Origin of the sequence: Thalassospira sp. A3_1, assembly GCF_017744215.1 — a bacterium.
Classification (GTDB): Bacteria; Pseudomonadota; Alphaproteobacteria; order Rhodospirillales; family Thalassospiraceae; genus Thalassospira; species Thalassospira lucentensis_A.
The window spans coordinates 85,928-105,829 of sequence record NZ_JAGHQQ010000003.1 but is presented as its reverse complement, the minus strand read 5'-3'; the positions used below and the strand labels follow the sequence as shown (position 1 = coordinate 105,829).

Annotated in this window: 16 protein-coding genes; 5 read left to right on the top strand and 11 right to left on the bottom strand. The window is 55.0% G+C overall.

What is annotated here, in order from left to right:
* Positions 1-36 precede the first annotated feature (36 nt).
* The gene (locus J7395_RS13945; RefSeq protein WP_062953099.1) at positions 37-384 is read left to right on the top strand and encodes a RidA family protein; all 348 of its coding nucleotides are present in this window, start codon (positions 37-39) and stop codon (positions 382-384) included.
* 86 nt (positions 385-470) lie between these two features.
* Here J7395_RS13945 and J7395_RS13940 read toward each other — a convergent pair whose 3' ends face one another.
* Entirely contained in the window at positions 471-1,709 is a 1,239-nt protein-coding gene (locus tag J7395_RS13940; protein ID WP_209221909.1) for a bifunctional alpha/beta hydrolase/OsmC family protein, read from the bottom strand.
* Between the two features lie 101 nt (positions 1,710-1,810).
* On the opposite strand from J7395_RS13940, the gene J7395_RS13935 reads away from it, so the two are divergent.
* On the top strand, positions 1,811-2,320 hold the full coding sequence (locus J7395_RS13935; protein WP_209221908.1) for a GNAT family N-acetyltransferase: 510 nt from the start codon (positions 1,811-1,813) through the stop codon (positions 2,318-2,320).
* 55 nt (positions 2,321-2,375) lie between these two features.
* On the opposite strand, the gene J7395_RS13930 is transcribed toward J7395_RS13935, so the two are convergent.
* The 3 genes from J7395_RS13930 to J7395_RS13920 form a co-directional block, all read right to left on the bottom strand.
* Positions 2,376-2,876, bottom strand: a complete 501-nt coding sequence (locus J7395_RS13930; protein WP_209221907.1) for a thioesterase family protein — start codon at positions 2,874-2,876, stop codon at positions 2,376-2,378.
* Complete coding sequence (locus J7395_RS13925) at positions 2,873-3,823, bottom strand: ornithine cyclodeaminase family protein (RefSeq protein WP_097050132.1); 951 nt, start codon at positions 3,821-3,823, stop codon at positions 2,873-2,875. Before J7395_RS13925 ends, J7395_RS13930 begins: the two co-directional genes overlap by 4 nt.
* Before the next feature lie 148 nt (positions 3,824-3,971).
* A complete protein-coding gene (locus J7395_RS13920; protein ID WP_062953094.1) occupies positions 3,972-4,823 on the bottom strand; it encodes an alpha/beta hydrolase in 852 nt (283 codons plus the stop codon).
* Between the two features lie 215 nt (positions 4,824-5,038).
* On the opposite strand from J7395_RS13920, the gene J7395_RS13915 reads away from it, so the two are divergent.
* Entirely contained in the window at positions 5,039-5,533 is a 495-nt protein-coding gene (locus J7395_RS13915) for a hypothetical protein (protein ID WP_209221906.1), read from the top strand.
* Between the two features lie 9 nt (positions 5,534-5,542).
* On the opposite strand, the gene J7395_RS13910 is transcribed toward J7395_RS13915, so the two are convergent.
* The 5 genes from J7395_RS13910 to J7395_RS13890 all read right to left on the bottom strand — a co-directional run bounded on the left by J7395_RS13910 (position 5,543) and on the right by J7395_RS13890 (position 11,161).
* On the bottom strand, positions 5,543-6,613 hold the full coding sequence (locus J7395_RS13910) for a D-TA family PLP-dependent enzyme (protein WP_209221905.1): 1,071 nt from the start codon (positions 6,611-6,613) through the stop codon (positions 5,543-5,545).
* Positions 6,614-6,651: 38 nt separating this feature from the next.
* On the bottom strand, positions 6,652-8,121 hold the full coding sequence (locus tag J7395_RS13905) for a M81 family metallopeptidase (RefSeq protein ID WP_209221904.1): 1,470 nt from the start codon (positions 8,119-8,121) through the stop codon (positions 6,652-6,654).
* Between the two features lie 90 nt (positions 8,122-8,211).
* Positions 8,212-9,267 (bottom strand): DctP family TRAP transporter solute-binding subunit, encoded by a 1,056-nt coding sequence (locus J7395_RS13900; RefSeq protein ID WP_170954019.1) that lies wholly within the window; start codon positions 9,265-9,267, stop codon positions 8,212-8,214.
* A 95-nt stretch (positions 9,268-9,362) separates the two neighbouring features.
* Positions 9,363-10,643 carry a TRAP transporter large permease gene (locus tag J7395_RS13895; RefSeq protein WP_209221903.1) on the bottom strand — a complete coding sequence of 427 codons (1,281 nt, stop codon included), beginning with the start codon at positions 10,641-10,643 and terminating at the stop codon, positions 9,363-9,365.
* The gene (locus tag J7395_RS13890) at positions 10,640-11,161 is read right to left on the bottom strand and encodes a TRAP transporter small permease (RefSeq protein ID WP_062953090.1); all 522 of its coding nucleotides are present in this window, start codon (positions 11,159-11,161) and stop codon (positions 10,640-10,642) included. The genes J7395_RS13895 and J7395_RS13890 overlap by 4 nt, the downstream gene beginning before the upstream one ends.
* Positions 11,162-11,536: 375 nt before the next feature.
* Between J7395_RS13890 and J7395_RS13885 the strand changes: the two genes are divergently transcribed.
* Both J7395_RS13885 and J7395_RS13880 read left to right on the top strand, forming a co-directional pair.
* Positions 11,537-12,421 carry a MurR/RpiR family transcriptional regulator gene (locus J7395_RS13885; protein WP_209221902.1) on the top strand — a complete coding sequence of 295 codons (885 nt, stop codon included), beginning with the start codon at positions 11,537-11,539 and terminating at the stop codon, positions 12,419-12,421.
* Between the two features lie 28 nt (positions 12,422-12,449).
* Positions 12,450-13,400 (top strand): sugar kinase, encoded by a 951-nt coding sequence (locus J7395_RS13880; RefSeq protein WP_209221901.1) that lies wholly within the window; start codon positions 12,450-12,452, stop codon positions 13,398-13,400.
* On the opposite strand, the gene J7395_RS13875 is transcribed toward J7395_RS13880, so the two are convergent.
* The gene (locus J7395_RS13875) at positions 13,394-17,812 is read right to left on the bottom strand and encodes a translocation/assembly module TamB domain-containing protein (RefSeq protein ID WP_209221900.1); all 4,419 of its coding nucleotides are present in this window, start codon (positions 17,810-17,812) and stop codon (positions 13,394-13,396) included. The genes J7395_RS13880 and J7395_RS13875 overlap by 7 nt on opposite strands.
* Complete coding sequence (locus J7395_RS13870; RefSeq protein WP_209221899.1) at positions 17,809-19,803, bottom strand: autotransporter assembly complex family protein; 1,995 nt, start codon at positions 19,801-19,803, stop codon at positions 17,809-17,811. Before J7395_RS13870 ends, J7395_RS13875 begins: the two co-directional genes overlap by 4 nt.
* Positions 19,804-19,902: the final 99 nt, after the last annotated feature.

Sequence of the window (19,902 nt, the reverse complement as noted above, 5' to 3'; positions counted from 1 at the left end):
CCAAAACCCGAACATATTTGATATCAGGAGACTTTGATGAGCATTCAGCGTTTTCACACCGGCCCGCGCATGAGCCAGGCCGTTGTCCATGGCGACACCATCTATCTTGCCGGTCAGGTTGGCGAACCGGGCAGCGACGTTACCAACCAGACCAAGGAATGCCTTGCCAAGGTTGATGCGCTTCTGGCCGAATGCGGCGCGTCAAAGGAAAACATCCTGTCGACCACCATCTGGCTGGCCGATATGGCTGACTTCGCCAAAATGAATGAAATCTGGGACGCATGGGTCCCGCAGGGTCACACCCCGGCACGTGCATGCGGCGAAGCCAAACTTGCCACCCCGGACTATCTGGTTGAATTCATCGTGGTCGCGGCAAAACCGTAATCCGGTCACTTCCGCCCCGAATACAAAACGCCCGGCCGATTGCGCCGGGCGTTTTTGTTTGCACTTTGCGTCAAGGAAGACCGGCTTTAACGATCCCGCTCATCACGGGTCACGATCAGCGACTTGGCTTCCAATGTGCGATGCACCGGGCATTTATTGGCAATCGCGATCAGTTTTTCGCGGATTTCCTCGGTAAAATCGCCATGCAGGGTAATGATCCGTTCGAAACGGTCGATCTTGCCGCCCTTCTGTTCGAATTCCGCCCCGCATTCCATGCAATCCGTCGCATGGATTTTATCATGCCGGACTTCAACCCGAATGCCATCGACCGGAATCTGTTTCTGATCGGCATACATACGCATGGTCATCACCGTACATGACCCAAGGGCGGCCGCCAGAAAATCATAAGGTGACGGTCCACTGTCAAACCCGCCAACACCTTCGGGTTCATCGGCCAGCATTCTGTGATGCCCGGCCAGAACCATCGCCTGAAACTTGCCAAGCCCGGTTTCACGGACAACCACCGCCCCATCGGGCACCTCTTCATTGGCCGGTTCTTCGTCGGTGATATACCGCCGCGCCCATGCACTGATCACTTCCGCGGCATAGGTCGCATCGTCGGGATCACGCAACAAATGGTCGGCACTATCAAGCGACACAAAGCTTTTCGGATGCTTGGCGGCATCAAAAATCCGCGCCGCATTTTCAATGCCCACCGTCTGATCCATCGGCGCATGCAGCACCAGCAACGCCTTGTGCAGTTTGCCGACCGATTTTCCGATATCATGGGCGCGCAGATCATCAATGAAATGCTTCTTGATCACAAAGGGTCGACCGCTTAATGAAACTTCGGCCTGCCCGTCGCGTTCGATATCTTCAAGGTAACCGGCGAAATTATGGGTCACATGCTCGACATCTGCGGGTGCACCAATCGTTGCAACCGCGGTTGCCTCGGGCACGCTATCGGCAACGGCCAAAACCGCCGCGCCGCCCAACGAATGCCCGATCAGCAAGCGGGGGGCGGCAAATTCATGCCGCAGGAAATCAGCCGCGCGTTTCAGGTCATCCAGATTGGATGTGAAATTGGTTGATGCAAAATCACCGCCCGATCCGCCAAGCCCGGTAAAATCGAACCGCAAAACCCCAATCCCCTGCATGGTCAGCGATTGCGCGATCTTGCGCGCCGCCGTCAGGTCCTTGCTGCATGTAAAGCAATGCGCAAACAGCGCATAGGCCCGAACCGGCCCCGTTGGCAAATCCAACCGTGCCGAAAGCTGCGCACCAAGTGCACCTTCAAAGCTAAGCTTAATTGGCCTTACAGCCATATCGGACCTCCGCCGTCGGTGTTTCGCGAATTCGTTATTTGTTTACACACGTTCTGCGTTAGCATGCGTATCCGCCACCACGAAACCAAGGGTAATACAGTATGACAATACTGGAAACCAAAAGAATGCTTGTCCGTCATGCGACCCATGATGATGCCCCCTTTATCCTGCAACTGCTGAACGAACCGGGCTGGATCCGGTTTATCGGGGATCGCAATATTCGGGATCTTGATGCCGCACGTGACTATATCGATGAACGGCTTCTCAGCAGTTATCTGAAACACGGTTTCGGTTCTTACATTGTGATCGAAAAGGCAACGCATATGGCGATCGGTCTATGCGGCTTTGTCAAACGCGATACGCTTGATGCGCCCGATATCGGCTATGCCATTACCGAGAGCCGTCAGGGCATGGGCTATGCGTTTGAAGTCAGCAACGCCCTGATCGACTATGGTTACGACACCCTCGGGTTTGAGCGGATCTTTGGCTATACCCTGCCGGACAATACCGTATCGCTAAAACTTCTGACCAAACTTGGCCTGACCTATGAACGCGATCAGGACGTCAATAACAGCGGCGAAATCTGCAAGCTGTTTGTAAAGGTCGCCTGAATGCAAAAACCCGCATCACCGGATGCGGGTTTGATCGTTTCAGGGACGACTATCATCATCCTGCACGACGAATACCGATCTTGCGCCCGACCCCGCCTGGCACCGGCAAATCGCGATGCGCATCACGGATCAGATCAAGCATCTTTTGAACATCATCGGGAAATGGTGCCGACCGCCGTGTTTTCATATCGATATGCATCGTGATGATTTCATTGGTCGCCGAAAGCCACCCTTCGGTCCCGTGGCGCAATTCATGATACATGTGAATGCGTTTGTGATCGCAATCAAGGATTTGCGTATGGATCACGAACGGATCATTCAGATGAATTTCCCGGTCATAGGTAATGTGCATTTCAAGCGCAAAGGTCGAAAATCCGCGCCGCTCGGGATATGTCCGCCCCATCCCGACCGCGTCCAGAAACGCCACTGATCCCAGATCAAAACCAACCACGTAATAACCGACATTCACATGCCCGTTAAAATCGATCCAGTACTGCGGCACCGTCCCGCGATAGCATTCCAACATCTCCGGGGCGAAAAGATCGGTACTGATCATTTGCCAGCCTTCCCGACGGCATCGACAACCGCAACCGCCGCAACGAAATCTTCCAGCGAATGGCCAACGGATTTGAAAACGGTGCATTCTGCATCGGTTTGGCGTCCCTTGACCTCACCACGCGTCAGGCCAAACAGATCGCCCAGAATATCGGATTTTGAAATCGATCCGGCATTTAGCGGCTGCACCACGTCGCCGCCTTCAGCCGCTGCTCCTTCAAAACTATCAACATAAATCCGACATTTCTGCATCAGGGCATCATCGGTTTCGCGCATGGTCGGCTTGAACGCCCCCACCAGATCGACATGCGTCCCCTCACGAAGCCATTCACCGCGCACCAGCGGCTCGGTCGAAAGTGTCGCGCATGAAATCAGATCGGCACTCTTGCAGGCCGTTTCCAAATCATCCGTGCCCACCGCCTCAAACCCAAGGGTGGCGGTTTCGGCGGCTAATGCGCGGGCCTTGTCGCCATTGCGGTTCCAGATCGTGACCTTTTTGATCGGACGAACCGAGGCATGCGCATTAATCAGATTGGGTGCCATTGCCCCGGACCCGACCATGACCATTTCGCAGGCGTCCTTGCGTGCAAGGTAATCTGCCGCCAATGCCGATGCCGCCGCCGTGCGGCGTGTGGTCAATTTCGTGCCGTCAATCACGGCCGATGGCTGACCGGTCACGGCATCAAGCAGGATATAAGTCCCCGAAACCGCAGGCAGGTTACGCGCCGAATTGCCCGGCACCACGGCCGCAACCTTGACCCCGGCCGCGCCATCCTTTTGCCAGGCAGGCATGATCAGAAACGTCGCGTCATCCTCATTGCTGCGTTCCATGTTGAAGTGGCTTCGCAACGGAGCTTCACAGCCCTCGGAAAATCCTTTGCGGAGCGCCTCAACCAGATCGCGGGGCGAGACGAATTTATCGATTTCTTCAGCAGAGATGAAACGCATGGGCCTTCCTGTAAATTTATTTTCGATTTCAGCGTGGTAGCGTGGATATCTTATACCACGTCAAAGGACATGCGTCACAGGATCGCACGCTGTTTTTCACTTTGTTTCTGGTGAATAATCTGCCCGCCACATCTGGCCTGTTGGCCTATTAACGCTGCAAAAAGCGTTTCAGATGCCCAAACAGCGAACCGGTCCCAAGGTAAAGCTCTTCAAGCACCGTAAAATGGTTCGCACCCCATGCCTTATAGACCGGGACCTTCAACCCCTCGCGCCCGCAATAGGCAGCATAGGCATCACTTTGGCGAACAAACTCCGGGCTTTCGTTACTCCCGACCACAACCATCATTTTGACGTCATGCGGGATAGCATCAAGCATCGGTGAATTATCAGCCGCCGTCGCAGCATTAAGCCGCACATCGTCATTGATGCTGGTAAAACGGATCGGTTCCAGATCAAAAACCCCCGAAACCGGAACAATCGCACAAAACGGATTGGCATCATCAAGGGTATCTTCCCAATGATGCGCCGCAAGGCGTGCGACAATCTGCCCGCCTGCCGAATGACCGGAAATGCTGATACGGTCGCGGTCCCCGTTAAAATCGCCGACATTCTGATAAATGAAAGTCATGCAACGGACCGCCTGCAGGGTAATTTCGGCAACCGTGACGTCCGGACAAAGATCGTAATTCGGGCAAATGACAGTAAAGCCCGCGGCATTCAGATCGCGGGCAACAAACGCATAATCTTTTTTGTCCTGGCTTCGCCAATAACCACCGTGGAAAAACACATGCACCGGTGCGTCTGGCTCGGCCGCCGGGTAAACGTCCATGGTTTCCTTTGGCCCGCCACCATAGCGGATATCGGTAATGTGGCGGACACTGGCACGCGTGTCATCGGACAGACGCACAAAACGATCAAAACAGGTCATATATTCCGGCACGGTTTCGCGCGGATTATACTGCCATTCAAGTTCGGCAAGGGTAAAACCACCCCAACTCATCTGAACCTCGTTTGCTCTGCCCGGACCGGAATTATTATCGGTAGATCAAGCCTGTCCGATAATCTTTCTTTATTTTTCCGGTTTTTGCAAATGCTTCACGCAAGGACATAACACAAGGGCATAATTTCCGCCGCCAAACACTGTGTCGTAATTGCACTGCGGGCACGTCAATGGCAGAATATCGAAAATCAATTTTAAAATCAGTCGGATAGACCATGAGCAACCGCACATTCCAAAGCCCGTTCCCCGCCGATGATGCGGATCGCAACCAGATTTGGGAAATGCTGGTGCCACGCGACATCGCGGCCTTTGTCGCGGCCGACTGGTCCATGGTCGAAGACGACTTCAAGGCAGACGGCTTTTACGCCATCGATGCCTGCAAATCCGACGATCCGGATGACTGGAAAATGATGTTTCCCGATCTGGTAGCCTATCGTGACGAATGGCTGCGTCAGGCGATAGCAGCACAGGAAATCAACTATGCCGAAGACCTGTTTGACGCGGTTTTCCGGGCCACCGACCTTTCGAAAATCGATATCACCGGCAATCGTGCACTGGTGCGCAAACATTTCAACGGCACGATAAAAAAAGCAGACGGATCAACCGACCGTCTGCTTTGGAAAACCCATTATTACTGCGAAAAACAGTCTGACGGAAAATGGCTGATTACCGGTTTCACCGGCTATCTGCCCAACCACGATCCGGCATAGGAACCGGCCTTAAAGCACGCAACCACGCGCAGCAACATCAACCGTTTCAATGTCGCCATCGCGCACCAGATGCACCTGATCAAGCATGTTACTGACAACGCAGACATGGTTCGGGATGATTTCAATCCGCTGGCCAATCTCGAACGGCTGTGTCGCCGGATCAAAATGCAGAATGCCATGCTCTTCCGAAAGCGATTTGACCGCGACATCGGGGTACCCGACGACATAGCCATATCCTTCAAGGCCCAGAAGATCAGACGTCAGGACCTTTGACCCGGCATCAATGATCGCCCGGCCCGGGGTTGGCAAGGATACGATTTCGGTCAACACCCGAAGCGCGCAATCATCTTCCTTGCAAACACCACGCGCCATCAGGGACCGGTCATTATAGATGTAAGTTCCGATGCGATGTTCGGTCACGGACGGTACTTCGTGGGCCAGCCACATATCGGGTGTCCCGCCGGAACTGCGCACCGGGCATTCAATACCAATCGCATCCAGTTCCTTCATGGCCGTGGTAAAAAATGCCTCAACCCTGGCACCACCGCCGGTCGCCGGATAGGTCATGAGCCCGGCAAAACTGATCCCCGGCAATGATTTGATTTTCTTTGCCAATTCAACGGCTTCAGCCGGATTTTGCACCCCGCATCGCCCGCCGCCGGTATCGCACTCGATCAGGATTTCAAGCGGATTAGCACTATCGGCAAAGGCCTTGGACAATCCCTCAACCACAACCGCATTATCGGCCACCACGCGCAGGCTTTTGATACGGTCAAACAAGGCCCGCAGACGGGCCAGTTTGCGTTCACCCAATACGTTATAGGTCAGAAGAATATCATCCAGACCGGCATCTGCCATCACTTCGGCCTCGCCGATTTTCTGGCAGGTGATCCCGAGTGCACCGGCCTTCATCTGCTGGGCGGCGAAGGCCGGGATTTTGTGGGTTTTGATATGCGGGCGCAGCCCGATCCCCTGTTTGTCGCAATAAGCCTGATAACTTTCGATATTCCGGTCGACAGTATCAAGATCAACAACCGCGCAGGGCGTATCAAGTTCGGGATATTGGGGCATTCCGGTCATCGGGGCAGCGTCCTTATCAAATCTGGTGGTGGCAGCAATCAGCTTGCGATGGCCGCAAACGGGTCATCAACAATCGGCCAAAGCGGACGGGTCAAATGGCGATATCCGTTGGTTTTCGGATCGGACGGATAAGGTCCGTGGACATCGACATAAATGATCTCGCCCGCGATCTTGGCGAACGCATCGTAGAAGTGATTGGTCGATTTGATAAACAGATATTTTTTCGAAGACGGATCAATTCCCATATTCGAAAACAGGCTGGGGTCGAAGCTTTGCGATCTGTTGGAATTCAGGATCACCTCGCCCCCACCCGGAAGCTCGATCACCGCGCAATCGCCCAACGGTACGATGCTGTCACCAAAATACTGCCATGACTCACGGCGGATCTTTTTGACGCGTACTTCGGCATCAATCGGTGCCCCGGCATGCGCACCGGTTTTTCCGCCAAAGCGTAACGGCAATGTTGCGCCCTCGCCGGCCGATATGCAAATCCGGACCGCCATCGGGTCCCAGATGGTGCCAACCGCAAAATCACGAAGCCCGCGTTCCATCGCCGCACGCAACAAAATCGTGCTGTCACCCGGAACACCGCCACCCGGATTATCCCAGACATCGGTCAAAACGATGGGTTTGGCTTCGCTTGCCAATGCCTGATCAAGAGCAGCATCAGGCGTCAGGAAACTGGGTCTGGTCACCCCGCGGAACCCGAAAAGCTCCTGCCCCAAAAGCTGGGCAATACCATGTGCCTTGGTGGGATCATTGTCGGTGGTCACAATCACCTTTGCACCAAGATCAGGAACATCACCTGCCATAAAGCCGTGAATGAAAGATACCGACAGGACTCCATCCGTTCCTTCAAGGGCTTTGGCGCGATCAATAAAGGATCGCATCGGCTCCCGCGATGTCGGCAGAACTTCGATCATGTGGCAGTCAAATACCGCCTTGATCGGCTTGATCTCGCCGCGCAATGTGCGCAATACAAGATCAACAACCGCACGACCGGTTTCAACAAAATCGGTATGAGGAAATTCCTTGAACGCGACGATGATATCGGCGTTGGAAACACGCAGCTCCGTCAGATGACTGTGCGGATCAAAACTGGTACCGATAATTACGTCGGGGCCAACGATTGCGCGGATACGCGAAATCAGATCACCTTCGCAATCCAGATATCCTTGCGCCACCATCGCCCCATGCAGGCCCAGAATAACCGCATCAACCGGCATCGCTGCACGCAACTGGCCCAGAACCTCGTCACGCAACTGTTCATAGGTTTCCCGATTGACCAATCCTCCCGGCTCGGCCCAGGTGGCAGTCCCCTCGATCAGGTCCCAGCCTTCCTTTGCGGCCCGCACACGCGCCTCGGTAAAGACGGCACTGCACAGTGTCGGGGTCACCGGATGCTGTCCGGGCGGTGCATAGAAGCTTTCCTTGAAATCGGAAAAATCGGTGCGCAACGGCGAGAATGTGTTGGTTTCGGTCGCAATAGAGGCGCAAAAAATCCTCATGACCCCATCCTTTTTGTTCTTTGTAATCATCATATTTTATGTGCAAAAGAAAAAAGCGTGCGGGTGAAGCACCACCCGCACGCGCATGGATTATTCCATGTAGCGGTGGGCGTTGGCTTTATCGACTTCCGTCTGGAACAGTTCGAGAAGTTCAACGCCTTCCGTGCCCAGGGATTCCTGAACGTGTTTGACCACGACCGGTTGGGTCACGTCTTTAAGCTTCTGACGCTCTTCTGCGCTCAGTGCCGTGATTTCCATTTTGTCGGTCAAACCGGCAAGACCACGATCAGATGCCTCGATCACGCGCGATACACCACGGCTGGCAACAACGCAGGACTGCGCGGCATAACGGATGATTTTCTGCTGATCGGCAGTCAGATCATCCCAGAATGCTTTCGACAGCATGAAGGTGTAAGGCGAGAACAGGTGATTGGTCAGGGTCAGATACCCCTGCACTTCGTTAAACTTGGCAAAGGTCACGGTCGGAACCGGGTTCATCTGACCATCGATCACACCGGTCTGAAGACCGGCATAAACTTCGCCCCACGCCATCGGATAGGCTTCGGCACCCAGTGCCTGCATGATTTTCTGATGCGACGGCAGCGACATGGTGCGAACACGAATGCCCTTGAAATCGTCCAGCGTCGCAATCGGATGCTTGGAGTTGGTCACGGCAAAGAACCCGCCGGTATCCGGGAAACCAAGAACCTTGACATCGCCAAGGGTGTTTTCGATGTCGCTTGCCAGTTTCTGACCGAACGGACCATCAAACACGTCATAGGTCGATGCGTTGCTGTCGAACGCGAATGCGAGGTTCAGAACATCGATACGCGGATAATAGGATGCAATCGCCCCGGTCGAGGTCAGGGTCGCCTGAATAAGACCATCGCGGACCATCTGCACATGTTCTGCGGCCGAACCAAGCTGGTTGGACGGATAAACCTCAACCTTGATCTCGCCATTGGTGTCGGCTTCGACAATGTTGGCGAAAACAGCGGTGCAGGCATGCGCCGGGTTTTCAAACGGGTCCATTTTGTTGTCATGGGCAAATTTCAGAACCTTGGGCTCTGCATAGGCCAAAGACGTCGTGCTAGCCAGCATGGCCGTCGCAAGGGCAAAAGCCCCCAAACGTTTCATCGTTTTCATTCTACCTCTCCTTGATTAAGGCCTTTTATTTCTGTCCGCTTGTCACCTTTCGGTGCCCCGGTCCGGACCTGACCGGGGCGTTTCATTGCCGCCGGTTACCTGAAACCAAGCAATCGCGGGATCGCGAGTGCAAGATCGGACCAGAAGGCAAACAGGAACAGCACACCCAGTTCCGCCAAAAGGAACGGCCAAAGCTGGGCGGCAATTTTTTCAAGCTTTTCACCTGTGACTGACGACAGCACGAACAGGCACGCACCCACGGGCGGCGTCATCAGGGAAATGTTAAGCGCAAGAACAAAGATGATCCCGGCATGGATCGGGTCCATTCCGATCTGGACAGTCAGCGGTACCAGAACCGGGGCCAGAATGATCAGGATTGCATTGATATCCATGACCATCCCGATCATCAGCAACAGGGCGACGATCATGAAAATGACCATATAGGGATCAGACGACAGCCCCAGAACAAGGCTCGCGACTTCCTGCGGAATGCGGTTGAAGCTCAGCCACCAGCCAAGGATCGACGCAAAGGCAATGATGATGAAAATCACCCCCGTCACCCGGGCTGTACGGATCAGCATCTTGAAGAAATCGGCAAAGGTCAGCGCACGGTAAATAAAAATACCGATAAACAGCGCATAGGCCACGGCGACCGATGCCGCCTCGGTCGGGGTAACAATCCCGCCCAGAATACCGCCCAGAATGATCAATGGCATGATCAGGGCCGTGATCGATGATTTGAAAATCTTCCAGATTTCCAGAAGCGATGCACGGCGTTCATTTTTCGGCAGGTTCTTGGACCGTGCCGTTACCGCAATCACCGTCATGCAGATCAGACAGATCATCAAGCCCGGCAGGATACCGGCGGCAAACAGCCCGCCAATGGAAACCCCCATCAACGATCCATAAACAACCATCAATCCCGACGGTGGAATGGTCGGGCCGATGATTGACCCGGCTGCGGTCACCGCACAGGCATAATCCCGGCGATACCCCCGTTCGACCATGGCCGGCACAAGTGTCTTGCCAAAGGCCGCCGCATCGGCGGTCGCCGCCCCGGTCAGTCCGGCAAAGAAAACCGATGCCAGCATATTGGTGTGCGCCAACCCACCACGAAAATGCCCAACCAGCGCCTGCGCAAACAGCACAAGGCGGCTGGTAATCCCGATATGGTTCATGATCTCGCCAGCCAGAATAAAGAACGGCATGGCAAGAAACGGGAATACGTTCAGACCGTTAAAGACCTTGCTGGGCCCCTGAACAAGGAACATGCCCCCGCCCATGTCATAAAGGCCAATAACCCCGGCAACGCCCAGCGCAAAGCCGATCGGCATGCCCAGAACCATCAGAACGACAAAAGTAATACCGACGATCATTCTGCGCCCTCCGCCAGATCAATGGGAACGAAGCGGCCCTGATCGCGAAGCGCGACCAGCAATAACTGAATGGCAGCAAGAAGGGATGCAACCGGCACCGCGGCATAAGGCAGTGCCAGCGTCATGCCAAAGATCATCGCCTGACGGCGCATACCGCCCGCGGCAAAATCAAAGCCGTAAATCGCCAGATACAGAAATGCACATAGCGCAATCAGATCGACACAGAACAGAACCGTGCGCTGCACGGGCATCGGCGTGTTAAGGATAAACATCCCTATGCCGATATGTTCGCGCCGGGCAATCCCGGCCGACACCGCCAAAAGTGCCGCCCAGATCATCAGGTAGCGCGCAAGTTCTTCGGGCCAGGGCAGTTGCCAGTGGAAAATGTAACGATCAATTACGCCCAGCCAGACATCCAGCACAAGGGCCAGCATCAGGACGGCAATCACACGTTCGACCACCCAGTTTAGCGACCGGCTGATCATTGCGGCTGTGGTTTCAACACGGCGCAGCGCCATCTTACTTAATCTCTCCGCTGATGAATGTTTTATGTAATTTTTCTACATCCTGAGGATATTTTTGTAGCTTGTCTACGTATTTTTGAGTCATAATTGCAAATATCACCACGAATGATCCGCGAACAACGACATTATAGGTAGTTAAACTACATTTTTACCTATATTGTTTGGGCTACCCATCCCAAACCACCGGAAGACAACAACAGCGATCAAACAATTCGGCAATCAACGCCCTACCCGCTTTACGGTTAAATCCGGCAGGATGGATAATCTCGGGACCAAGATCGAAGCTATCGCCAGCAAACCAAAAAGTGATATTTATCAGCGGGGTGCCGACAACAGCACCTCATATTCGAGAATGATCGGAACGCTCGCATGCAACCTACTGTCGATATCATCAGCCTCCTGCGTCGAAAGGCCGGTACCTTTCCCGCACGTGAACAGCGGGTTGCCGACTACGTTCAGGATCACCTGCAGGACGTCACCACCATCGCCCTTTCCGATCTTGCGCAAAACGTTGGCGTCAGCGAACCGACCGTGATCCGGTTTTGCCGGACCCTTGGCTGTGACGGATTTCGCGATTTCAAAATACGGCTGGCACAGAACCTTGCGGTCAGCATGCAATATCTGGCGCCTGAGGACCTTGCCGACGATACAACCGCCGCCGACGTGCTTTCCAATCACGTGCTGGGCGTGATCGTCGATAATCTACGCTTGCTGCGCGAACAGCTTTCAAGCACCGAAATCGACAAGGCCGCCGATATTCTGGCCAATGCCCGCCAGATCGCCTTCATGGGGGTCGGCGGCGGCTCCACGACGGTTGCCTTTGATGCCGCCAACCGTTTTTTCCGCCTTGGCATTCCCGCACAGGCCCAAAGTGATGGCTACCTTCAGCGCATGCTGGCATCGACCTTTGGCGAGGAAGATGTTCTTTTTGCCATCTCCACCAGCGGCCGACCGACCGAACTGATCCACAGTGCCGCCATTGCCCGCCAATATGGCGCAAAGGTCATCTCCATGACCCACCCGCAAAGTCCGCTTGCCGCCGAAAGCGACCTTGTGATTGGCATTGATATGCCTGAAAACCCTGATATTTATAAGCCAACGGCCACCCGGCATGTTTTTCTGGCAACCATCGATATCATTGCCACCGCGGTTGCCCGGCGCACGCCGGACCGAACACTTGAAAAACTTCGCCGGATCAGGTCATCTTTGCTGACTCTCAATCCGCCGACCGGCCGCCAGCCTATCGGCGACTAATCACGCCACCATCCCCATCGAGGCCCCAATGACCCGTACTGCCTTTATCGGCGAATGCATGATCGAGCTTGCCGGAACATCCCCTGGCAGCATTTTTGGCGCAGCCAATCTCGGCTTTGCCGGTGATACGCTTAATGGTGCGACCTATATGGCACGCACCAGCCGCCTGCTTGCAACGCCTGATACAGATGTTTCCTACATCACGGCACTGGGTACGGATCCCTATAGCGACGCGATGATTGCCGCCTGGCAGAACGACAATATCGACACGACACTGGTTCGACGGATTGATGGCGCCCTTCCCGGTCTTTATGCCATCCAGACCGATGAAACCGGGGAACGCAGCTTTTCCTACTGGCGCAATAATGCCGCCGCCAAACAGATGCTTCAGGGCGGTCACGATACCGTGTTACGCGATGCGCTTGGCGGGTTCGATTGCCTGTATCTTTCGGGGATCACACTGGCAATCCTGTCTGATAAAGACCGCCAGACCCTGATCAGCATTGCCAGGGATTTTGCCAAACAGGGTGGCAAAGTCTGCTTTGACACCAATCATCGTCCGCGCCTTTGGGCCGATCAGGACGATGCAATGGCAACCTATCTGGCGATTGCCCCCCATTGCCACACCGTCCTGCCGACATTTGACGACGACAGCGCGCTGTTTGGCGACGCAACGCCCTCTGCCACCGCCAAACGCTGGCATTCGCTGGGCGCGGACGAGGTTGTCGTCAAATGCGGTGGTGAACCGACCTTTTATTCGATCAGGGACGGCGAAAGCGGCACCGTAACGCCGCCCAAGGTCACCGATATCATCGATACGACGTCGGCCGGGGATTCCTTTAACGGATCATACCTTGCCGCCCGCAATGCCGGGCGCAATGTGCCTGCCGCCATTGCCGTTGCGCAAAAGGTCGCTGGTCGCGTGATTTCACGGCGCGGCGCGCTTGTTGATATCAGCGATATCAAACTTGATCAGTAATCCAGCCGGAACTGAACACCGGCTTTGCTGTCGATTTCGGTGGTTTCGCTGGTCACGCTGATATTTGGCGTCAATTCAATCTCGACCTCGACCCCGCTTGACCCCGGGGTCGTGCCGGTCTTGGTGCCGACATAGACCCCGTCCGTCAGGTATTTACCCACCTTGACGTTCGGGCCATCTTCACCGCCGCCCACCTGCAAAACATCCGCCCCGATAAAGCGACGTACCGAACCGACGATATCAAGTCCGCCGCCCCCGCCCGAAAGCTCGTTCACCGCACTGGCAAGCTGGACAGCCTCAATCGCACTCAGGCTTCCCTGCGATTTGCCAAACAGCACCTGCGACAGGATTTCGTCCTCCGGCAGGGACGGGTTGGATGTCAGAACCAGTTCCGGATCGCTTGCCGGTCCCTGGAAACCGGCCGTCACCGTCAGGTCATCGGTGGTATAGACGCCTTCAATGTCCAACAATGGATCGGGCGGTGTTGCACCTGAAAACGTGATTTTGGAATCCTTGATCACGAATGTCTTGCCAATGATATCCAGCTGCCCGCGCAACGCCTGCAACTGCCCGACAATGATCGGCTCTGCGGTTGTCCCGCTGATATCAAGCTTGCCACCCCATTCGGAATCAAGCCCCCGCCCGCGCACAAACAAACGCCCCGGAATATCAACCGTCACGTCAAGATTACCAACAAAACCCGATGCCGCTTTTTTCTTTTCCTCTTCTTCCTCGCGCTGCTTGGCGTCCTCGATATTCTCGACATCAAGGGTCGAAACCGACGCCGGCAGCGCAAGTGTCAGGTCCACTTCACCACGGCGAAGCGTTACATTGCTTTTGATATCGGCGGTTTTTTCAGTCCCGGTGACAGATGTGTTCACATCCGCCCAGAATTGCAGCTCATCCTTGCGCGACAGGGCTGCGTTATCAATCTTAAGCTCCGCCTTGTAACTGACCACCGGATCGTCATCCAGTGTCACCTCGGCCGAGCCACTGATCCGGCCATTCCCGCCATCCGTTGCCGTAATTTCCGGCACCCGCAAACCGTTCTGATCAAAGTCACCATTGACCGTAATCTGCTTCAACAGCGTGCCATATTCCAGATGCTCATATGCCCCATCAGACAGGGCGATATCGCCATTCCAGTCAAGCGCACCAAGCGTTCCCTTGGCAACCACATCCAGTTTGAGATGCCCGGACATCACATGATCAGGTGCCGGGACATAAGGCCAGAATTGTGCAATTTCGCCGTCCACCTTGACCTGTGCATCAATCGGCGCATCGGGGTCCAGTGTGAAATCCTGTTTGAGGATGGAAACACCCAAAGGCACGGTACCACGCGCCTCGACAATCTGTGCCTCTTCATTGCCAAGGGTGGCATTGCCGTCAAACTGACCGTCCTGCAACGCCAGATCAAGCACCATCCCAAACGGCGCCATATCCTTTACAGCCGCCGTCGTGATGTTTTCAATTCCGCCCTTGACGGTCGCAATCGGCATTTGCCCGGACGCTTCGGATATATCGGCGGTCACATTCATTGTACCATCCAGCCCGCTTAACCCGAACATCTCCCCCCACGGCCCCAGAACGAGGTCCGCAATTCGCGCATTGGCGGCAAAATTGCGCTTTGGCCGATGATCAAGTTTTGCGGTTACCTGCCCGGCACCGACATTCAATGCCGCGTCAAGTTTCTGCTGTCCGTTTTCGGTCTGGGTAAATAACAGCGGCTCGCGAAGGGCGATGTTCTGGCTACCGATACTGATATCAAGCTGATCGGCACGAACATTGATCCCGTCTGAAAGACCAAGTTCCATATTGCTATCAAGCTTGACCGGAATGGTATCGCGAAGCTGCCCGTTTGCATTCATCGCAATCCCGATGGCCGAAAGGTCGCCGCTAACCTCGGTCTGCAACTGATCAATGGCAAGCGGCACAAAGCGAATATCACGCCCGTTCAGGGCCAAATCAAAGCCGGGCTTTTCAAACGCGTTCAGGATCGATCCCGCCAGAACGACATCCTCGATCGCAGGTTGCTCCGCACCTTCTTCGGCGGCAAGCCGAATGCCTTTCAGGTTGGCATTCACATCAATCTGTTGCTGACCCGATTTCGGTACAAACGCCACATCCGCCGTTAACGCACCATTCGTCACCGGCGCCCCGAAATCAGCCAGCATCACGGCATCGAGTTTACGCACCGAAAGCTTGCCACGCATCGGCACGGCATAATCTGGCAACATCAAGCTACCGACCAGTTCAAGCCGTTCACCCGTCAGGGCAATATTATCCACCCGCAAACCATCGGCGGGCAAAACCACATCTGCCGCCAGATCGTAATTGCGCCCCATCAAACCAAACCCGGCCTTGTTGATCAGCGACAATACCGCCTGATCGGACCAGCGCATTACCGTCTCAAGATCAAGCTTTTCAAACTTCTGCCCACCAGCCAAAACCGATGGTGTCGCAAGCTTGATCGTTCCCGCCGGTGCCGCGATATCCCCGTCAAGATTGATCGCAAGCGTCGCCGGGGCGATGGAAACACCAATATCGGGCGGCACCACACCAGATTGAACCAAAACATCAGATTTTACTGACAAATATCTGAATTCATTTGAAATATCGATTTGCGCCGGACCAGAAACCATCGCGGTGGCAATCTGATCAAGTGTGATCGACAGATCAAATGCATCACTGACTGCAAGCTTGCCATCAATGGTGGGACTCAGACCGACAATGCGGTCAAGATCGGCAATGCCAAACCCGGTTTGGTCTGTCTTGATCGCAATATCGGCTTTACCGCCCTGCTCCATCGACCATTCAATATCGCGGACCGCGACCTGCCCCGTCCCGCTCAGATCAAGACCGGAAATCGGTGCAAAAATCGCAAGGTCACGGATATCGGCAATCAATTCGCCATCCGTCACCGCCATCACGTCATTGATATCGGTCTTGCCGTTAACCGAAATACCCGGCGTCGTGATATTGATTTTGCCAAGGGCAAACTTGCTGAAATCCGGTGCGATTTCCGCATCAAGGGCAACCTGCTGCGTCTTGCCCAGCATCGCGCCAAGATCGGCATCCTGCCATTTATTGCCCGAAACATCGATCCGGCTTTGAACAGAAAACCCGTCTTCATCACCGCGCAGATCGGCATCAAGGGCCAATGTTCCGATGGTTGATACCGGTGTTGCGACCTGATCCCCACGCAGCATCACGGTCACATCGGGCAATTCAAGCGGCCCTTCGGCATGCGCGGTCAAATCAAGCCCGCCCCATGTCACGCTATCCTCGATCAGGCCCGATACCGCCGGATCGATATCACCGCTCAAATCGGCCAGAACCGTGCTGTCATCAAAATTGATTTCCGTCGTGGCTGCAATCGTCGCAAATCCGGATTTCGCGATATCGCCGCGCGTGATCGACAGAATACTGGCATCCGCATCAAACTGCCCGCCAATCCCCAAATCGACATCGCCCCGCAACGGTTCGGGAAGCTGTCCGGCAAGGTCGCCCTGCGTTGCCAGAACACCATCAAGGTCAAACCCGATCCGGCTCTGATCCAGCCGAAGCCCCAAATCACCACCAAGCGTCATCAGATCACTTGCCGCAAGTTCGATCCGCCCTTTCCAGCCTGTCGCCGGGCCATCGCCCTTAAGGCTGATCGTGACATTTGGCGCATCTTCGGGTGCCAGCCCGGCAAGGGTCATGACCAGCCCTGCACGATCAAGCTTGCCGTCAATGTCGGCTTTCAACCGCTGTTCATCGCCGTCAAAATCAATATCGGCCTTCAAATGGTCGATGCTGTCATCAAGCGGTTGCAGATCAAGCGACAAGGCCGCTTCAAGGTTTTCGCGAATTGCCGCACTGGCGCTTAGACCATATTCAAAACTTTTGCCGCTGGCCGGGTCGGAAATACGCACATTGCCAAGCGCCAGCTTGCCAAGTTCAATGGCAAGTGGTGGCGCAAAGCCGCCCGACGCGGTTTCTTCTTCCTCGGCGGCATCTTCGGTTCCGGACATATCGGGCAAAACGACGTCAATCGCGGCACTTTCAACCCGATCAATCCGAAGCGTCCCGCCCAAAAGTGCCCGCGGCGACCAGTCAAACCCGAACTGGCTGACCTCCACAGCCAAGCCATTTGACGGCATCGACATCGACAACCGGTCAAGCGAAAGTCCCGTCCAAAGGCTGCCCTCGATCCGGCCCAGCTCGAAATCGCCCTCTATCGCCTCTGCCACCGTAGTATTCAGCCACGGCGTTACCGCACGCAATACAGGCCCGGTTCCCGCAATGCCGATAACCGCAATCATCAGCAGCAATAGGCACGCAAACGCAATCGCGCCACGTCGCGCCCATTTGGCAACCTTTCCGCGTTTGGTGGTTCCGGATGGTTTGGGATCGTCAGGCAACGTCAAAATGCTTGTCCAAGGCTAAGATAAATCTGGAAATCGTCGTCAACATTGTCACGCTTATCAAGCGGCACGGCGAAGTCAAAGCGCAAGGGGCCGACAGCCGTGTAATACCGGAAACCAAGCCCCGCCGCCCAAAGCAGATCAAGGTCTTCGGGGTCGCTTGCCTCAAAAACATTACCGCCTTCGACAAATGGCACGATGCCAAAGCTTTCCGTAACCCGTGCCCGGAATTCCAGCCCGGCCTCAAGAACCGAACGCCCGCCAAGCGGATCGCCATCTTCGTCAAGTGGCCCGACTTTCTGATATTCGTAACCGCGAACCGATCCACCGCCACCGGAATAGAACCGTTTGTTGGCCGGAAGATCCGATCTGTCTTCACCAATGATCATCCCGGCACGCCCCCGCCCTGCAAGGACATAATCGCCTTCTTCGTCAAAGGCGAAATATTGCGATCCATTCAATGAAACGGATGTGAATTGTGCGCTCGGGCCGCTCAGACTGGTATAGGGCGACACGTTGAATTCAAGCCGGTTGCCTTCGGTCGGATCAAGCGGGTTATCCGTGCTGTCACGCCGCAAAATACCCCGCAAACCACCCAGATAGAATTGCTCGTTGGGCGAATCAGCCCCGGTCAGATCGGAATATTCCGCCGTCGGGCCCAGCGTGACAGACCAGTAATCACCAATCTTGCGTTCAACCCCGACAAAGGTTTCGACAAGTTCGCCGTCATAGGCATCCGTGCTGTAATTCTTGGCCGATCCATCCGCCACAAGCGCCTGACGACGCTTAAGGAATTGCGGCTTGCGGAATGTTGCCTCAAGCCCTTGGCTTTGTCCCGATCCTTCGATACCAAGTCTGAGCCGTTCCCCCGCCCCGAACAGGTTGCGGTTTTCCCAGAACGCATTCGCTCCCGGTCCGTCGGCGGTTGAAAAATCAACCCCGCCACCGATTGTACGATGCTTGCGTTCGCGCACTTCGATCTCGACGGGGATTTCACCATTTTCGGCGACCGGTCCGACCGGCTTGACAATCACGCTGTCAAACAGGTTCGATTGCGCCAGATCACGGCGCGTTGTCCGGACTTCTTCTGGGGAATATTTCTGCCCCGGTTTCCAGCTACGATAACCGGCGATGAAATCCTCATCAACGGTCTCGGCTCCTTTGACACTGACCTTGCCAAAATTGGCTTCCGGCCCGGTGACCAGCTCGTACGTCACGGAAATGGTTTTTTCCGCCGTATTGGCAATGACCTTGCGCTTGCCCGCTTCCACCAGCGGGAAACCGCGATCTCGCATGAAATCAACCGCATATTGCTCGGCCAGTATGATCGGGTCGGCAGCGGCACGCTGCCCAAGATGCAGATTGGTACGTTCCAGTTCCTCATCCGTGGCTTCGCGGCGCGTCGTATGATCCGGGCGGACAATAACCAGTTTCACTTCCGACAGAAGATAGGGCTGATTGACATCAATCTGATAAACCAGATCAACCGGATCGGGTTGTTCCGCACTGTCCGGCGCGCCGGCTGCCGGTTCGCTTGCCGCACTGACAATGTCATCGCCCTCCCCGCCATTTTCACCGTCCGGTGTATTCTGATCATCGGGTTCGGTTTTGCGGATATTGAACGATACCTGTCCGTCATAGAACCCGAATGACCGCAAAACGGTTTCAAACCGTTCCACATCATCCTCGGCACGGCGCTCAAGCCCGGCAAGCGATGGCGTCGGGCGGGATTGCAGCCGGATCGACGTGCTGACATCGCGCAACGCAGCTAACAGTTTTTCTTCCTGCGGGTCGATACCTTCGATCTGGACTTCATAGGGGATTTTCACACCCAAGGCGTCCTGTGCGGCACTGTCGCTGTCCTGTCCGAAACCAAATTCGGATAAAACATTATCTCCCGAACAGGCCGAAAGCGCCGTTCCCATCAGCAAAACAGACACAACACCAATGCCGCGCAAACTGGATTTGCGGTTGTAGCGTTTATCCGTATTCACCAACGACGTCCCCAATATCTTCACTCGGTCCCGATAGACTTATGTAACGTCCGGCCGCATTCATCGCACAGGCCGATCCGTTTATTGTTTTAAGGCACT